Consider the following 3,799-nt stretch of genomic DNA (forward strand, 5'->3'; position numbering starts at 1 on the left):
CAAATACAGGCGGACAGGCTTCTAAGGCTTCAAACATCGGCGAAGTCTGCCAGTTTGCTGCCGCAGGAAAAGAGATGGGCAAAAAGTCTCTCTCTGAAATTGCAATGAGCTACGGCTACGTTTACGTTGCGCAGATTGCGCTCGGCGCAAACCCGGCTCAGGCTCTCAAGGCAATCAAGGAAGCAGAGGCTTACAACGGACCTTCCCTCATCATCGGATACGCGCCTTGCGAGCTCCACGGTGTAAAGGGCGGAATGAACCACTGCCAGGACGAGATGAAGGCAGCTGTAAAGGCCGGCTACTGGAACCTGTTCAGCTTCAACCCGGCTCTCAAGGCAGAAGGAAAGAATCCGTTCACGCTCACTTCAAAAGAGGGCGACGGAACTTACCAGAGCTTCCTTAACAACGAGACACGCTACTCTTCACTTACACGCAAGTTCCCAGAACGCGCGAAAGTTCTGTTCAACAGAAACGAAGAGGCTGCAAAGGCAAGATTTGTTCACTTGCAGAAACTTATCGAGCTGTATAAATAAGATAAGCTAAAAAACTACGGCGGCTGAACTTGCATAAACGCAAAAAGCCGCCGTAAAACAGAACGCCCGCCGGACTTGGCAAAACCAAGCCAGGCGGGCGTTTTTTATGCGCATAGGTTATTTTTTTTGTTATTCGCTTCCTCAGATAAGTTTAGAATTCACAAAATATGTGTTAAAATTATCTACAAATAAAAAATGTCCCGCAATCTTTTTTCTGGAGAAAAAATGTCAGTTCTTTCATTTAAAGCATATTGCATAGAACTACGCCGAATATAAAAATATTCCGTCATCTAAGGTTTTTAAGGATTTTGAAAAAACAAGGCTTCTGAACCATCTTGAAAGTGACTATGAAGATTTGCACGGAATGGGAAAAACATATCTGATGGATTATTTTGACAAGTGGCTTTCAAGCGGCGCGGAAAATCATCTGTGAATGAGGCGGTGAAAAATGTCAGACACACATCATCTTGTAAAGACGATTCTGATTCCTCAGATTGCAGAGCTTCTTATGAAAAACAAGAATATGACAGAAAACGAAGCCCTGCGGATGATTTACAATTCCCCGGTGGCAGAATTGCTTGAAGACGACTCAATGGGGCTGTACGGTCAAAGCGCATTGTATTTGTACAGCCTGATTGAAAACAGTTTTCTTGCCTAATCCCTCTAAATCCTCGGCACGCCGCCGAAGTTTCCCTCAAGATAGTTCTCGTCCATCACCTTGTCTATGCGCACCTGCTTCTCGTCAAAATTTGAGAGCCTGCTTGAACCGTCGGCCTGAGAGTCGCAGACCCACACCTCGTCGCGGCGCAGGAATTTATGGCTCATCAGCCTTGTCTCATGCGTTGTAACAATAAGCTGCACGTTGCGGTCCTTCACAACCTCAAAGAACGTCTCTATAAATTTAATCGTCAGAAGAGGATGCATGCAGCGGCTTATCTCGTCAATCACGAAAACCTTGTTCTTTGCCGTCATAAGAACGTCCAGAAGCTGGAAAAGCCTGTAAGTTCCGTCGCTCTCGCGCCTCATCTCGTAGTCAACTTTCTCGTCCCCGTACTGATGGACAAATTTCAGGGCGTAATATTTCGCGTTTCCGCTCGCGTCGAGCTTTATTGTGAATATGTTCGCGCGGTTTCTTATTACAGCAGACCAATGGCTTTTCTGACCGCTTATAATGCTGTTTGTCCGCACCATATTCATCTGAAAGTCAAGGTTTGTCTTGTCGATAAAAGAAAGGTTCGCCTTTACCTTGTCCTCGCTCACTTCCTCTTTCTTGATTTCCACAATCCCAGTCCCGAATTTCTTCAGAAGCTCAGCGTAATCCTTTAGCGAGCATGAGTCATCAAGAAGGGCAGTGTCGTTTATCGGCTGGTCAGGATAAATCACCTCAAAGCTTTTTGCGAACCATTCAAAAATCCGCCTTAGAATAACCGCACTGGCGTTCTTCTCGTAGAAAGACTTTGTGTTGTGGTTCATGCAGTAGAGAAAAGGGCTTTCGCCGCCTGAAAAAACATTCGCAAGAACCTTTATCTCCCGGCAGTTTTCAAGTACAGAGCCGAACACAATTCCGGACTCAAGAGACTCTTTCTTAAAGAGATATTTTTTCTCCTCAGACTTTTTAAAATAAAGCCACTCTGAAACAACGAGCTTCTTCTGCATATCGACTTTAAGCCCGTAAGTATACGGAACGTCGTCAACTAGAAAGCAGATTTCAAAAAACGACGGCTTTTCCTTGTTTCCGCTTTTAATGCGGCAGTAAAGCTCGGCGGAATTCTGCACAATATGCCCCGAAAGAATATAGCTTCTAAGAACGTTCATCGCCTTGAAAAAGTTGGACTTGCCCGCGCTGTTCGCTCCGTAAACCGCGGCGAACTTCAGCACGCCGGTCTTCAAGATTGCAGAGCCGCTTTTCGGATAGTAAAGGTGGTCTTTTTTTGTGCGGAGCTTTTTTCCGCCTGCCAAAGAAATGGTCTGTATTGAGTCATAAGACAAGAAATTTCCGCATGAAAATGAAACGAGCATATCAGCCCCCAAACGCAGTTTGCTCTCCGTTTTTCTCGCATTACACGAATAATATTCATATTTTCGGAATAATTCAAGATTTCTTTAATATTTTTTGATATTTTATTCGATTTTTACGAATTTAAATTTGACAAATCGGCTGAGGGCAGTTATATTTTAGACACAGTTAATTCGGTTTTATCGAATTAAAAAACAACAGGAGGCAAACAAATTGATTTTCTAAAAAAGGCTTGTCCGCCTTTAAAAACGGACAGAAAGACAAAAAGAAAAGTTTCGGAGTTTCCAGAAAACATTTCTTTTTTTTGAACAAGACGGGCAAGGCCGGAAGCAAAATCCGGGCCTTTTATAAAAAGATTCAGGACTAAATTATGAATGGAATTGTAAAAAGCCTGAACCGACGAATTTATTCACATACAAGAGGTATAAGATGAATATCAACACATTAAGCACAACAGCAGCTGAACACAAATCAAACGAAGTGCCGTTCGCGCTATATAAAAACACGCTAAACGGCAAAACAGCCGGAAGCTACTATGCGCGCGTCATTAACCAGGGAACCTGCACAACAGAAGACCTGGTCTGCGACATTATCACCGCAGGGCTTAACAAAAGCTACTCAAAGGAAGAGCTTTTGTCTGTCGCAGCCCTTTTAAGAAACGCGAAGCTTGCCAGAATCCTTAGCGGCTGCACCGTTGACGACGGATTCACAAAAAGCAGCCTGAAACTTTCCGGCGTTTTCAAGTCAAAAAACGACACATTCAGCGGCGACCGCCACGCTCTTTCTGTTTCGTGCTGCGTAACGGCGGAGACAAAGGAGCTTGTAAAGGAGATTGTTCCTGTAATCAGGCAGGGAAACAGCATTTCTCCTGAAATCACAGAAGTTCATGACCTTGAAAGCAAAAGCGCGGAATGTCTTACAAAAGGCGGCTTTCTCTGTATAAAAGGAACAAACATCGCAGTCTGTGGCGGGAATGAGGACGTGGGGCTTTACTTTGTGAATACAAAAGACGAGACAAAGAGCGTAAAGCTCGCCGCAGAAAAGCTCGGACGCAACGAGCCAAAGACAGTCTCGTGCGTTGTTCCCAGCGAGCTTGAAAGCGGAAGCTACAGGATAATGATAAAGACGCAGTATACAAGCGGGAAAAATTTTTCAAAAGAAACAAAGACGCATACATTTGAAAAAGAGTTTCAGACAGCCGACTAGTTAACTAGCCCAAACTTCGAATTTTATGATTTTATGTCATTAT

At 44.1% G+C, this 3,799-nt stretch carries 4 protein-coding genes and 1 pseudogene; 4 read left to right on the forward strand and 1 reads right to left on the reverse strand.

Features of this window, described 5'->3' with window-relative positions:
* The 3 genes and pseudogenes from B2X33_RS04160 to B2X33_RS04165 all read left to right on the forward strand — a co-directional run.
* On the forward strand, positions 1–533 hold a 533-nt coding region (locus B2X33_RS04160; protein ID WP_524539500.1), incomplete at its 5' end, for a thiamine pyrophosphate-dependent enzyme.
* A 274-nt stretch (positions 534–807) separates the two neighbouring features.
* Positions 808–966: pseudogene (locus tag B2X33_RS09490) on the forward strand (hypothetical protein); the annotation flags it as partial.
* Between the two features lie 15 nt (positions 967–981).
* A complete protein-coding gene (locus B2X33_RS04165) occupies positions 982–1,191 on the forward strand; it encodes a hypothetical protein (protein WP_296667867.1) in 210 nt (69 codons plus the stop codon).
* Positions 1,192–1,196: 5 nt separating this feature from the next.
* On the opposite strand, the gene B2X33_RS04170 is transcribed toward B2X33_RS04165, so the two are convergent.
* Complete coding sequence (locus tag B2X33_RS04170; protein ID WP_296667869.1) at positions 1,197–2,552, reverse strand: AAA family ATPase; 1,356 nt, start codon at positions 2,550–2,552, stop codon at positions 1,197–1,199.
* Positions 2,553–2,979: 427 nt separating this feature from the next.
* Between B2X33_RS04170 and B2X33_RS04175 the strand changes: the two genes are divergently transcribed.
* Positions 2,980–3,756: a DUF4469 domain-containing protein gene (locus tag B2X33_RS04175; RefSeq protein ID WP_296667871.1), complete on the forward strand. Its 777-nt coding sequence runs from the start codon at positions 2,980–2,982 to the stop codon at positions 3,754–3,756.
* Positions 3,757–3,799: the final 43 nt, after the last annotated feature.

The organism is Treponema sp. UBA785 (assembly GCF_002297065.1).
GTDB lineage: Bacteria > Spirochaetota > Spirochaetia > Treponematales > Treponemataceae > Treponema_D.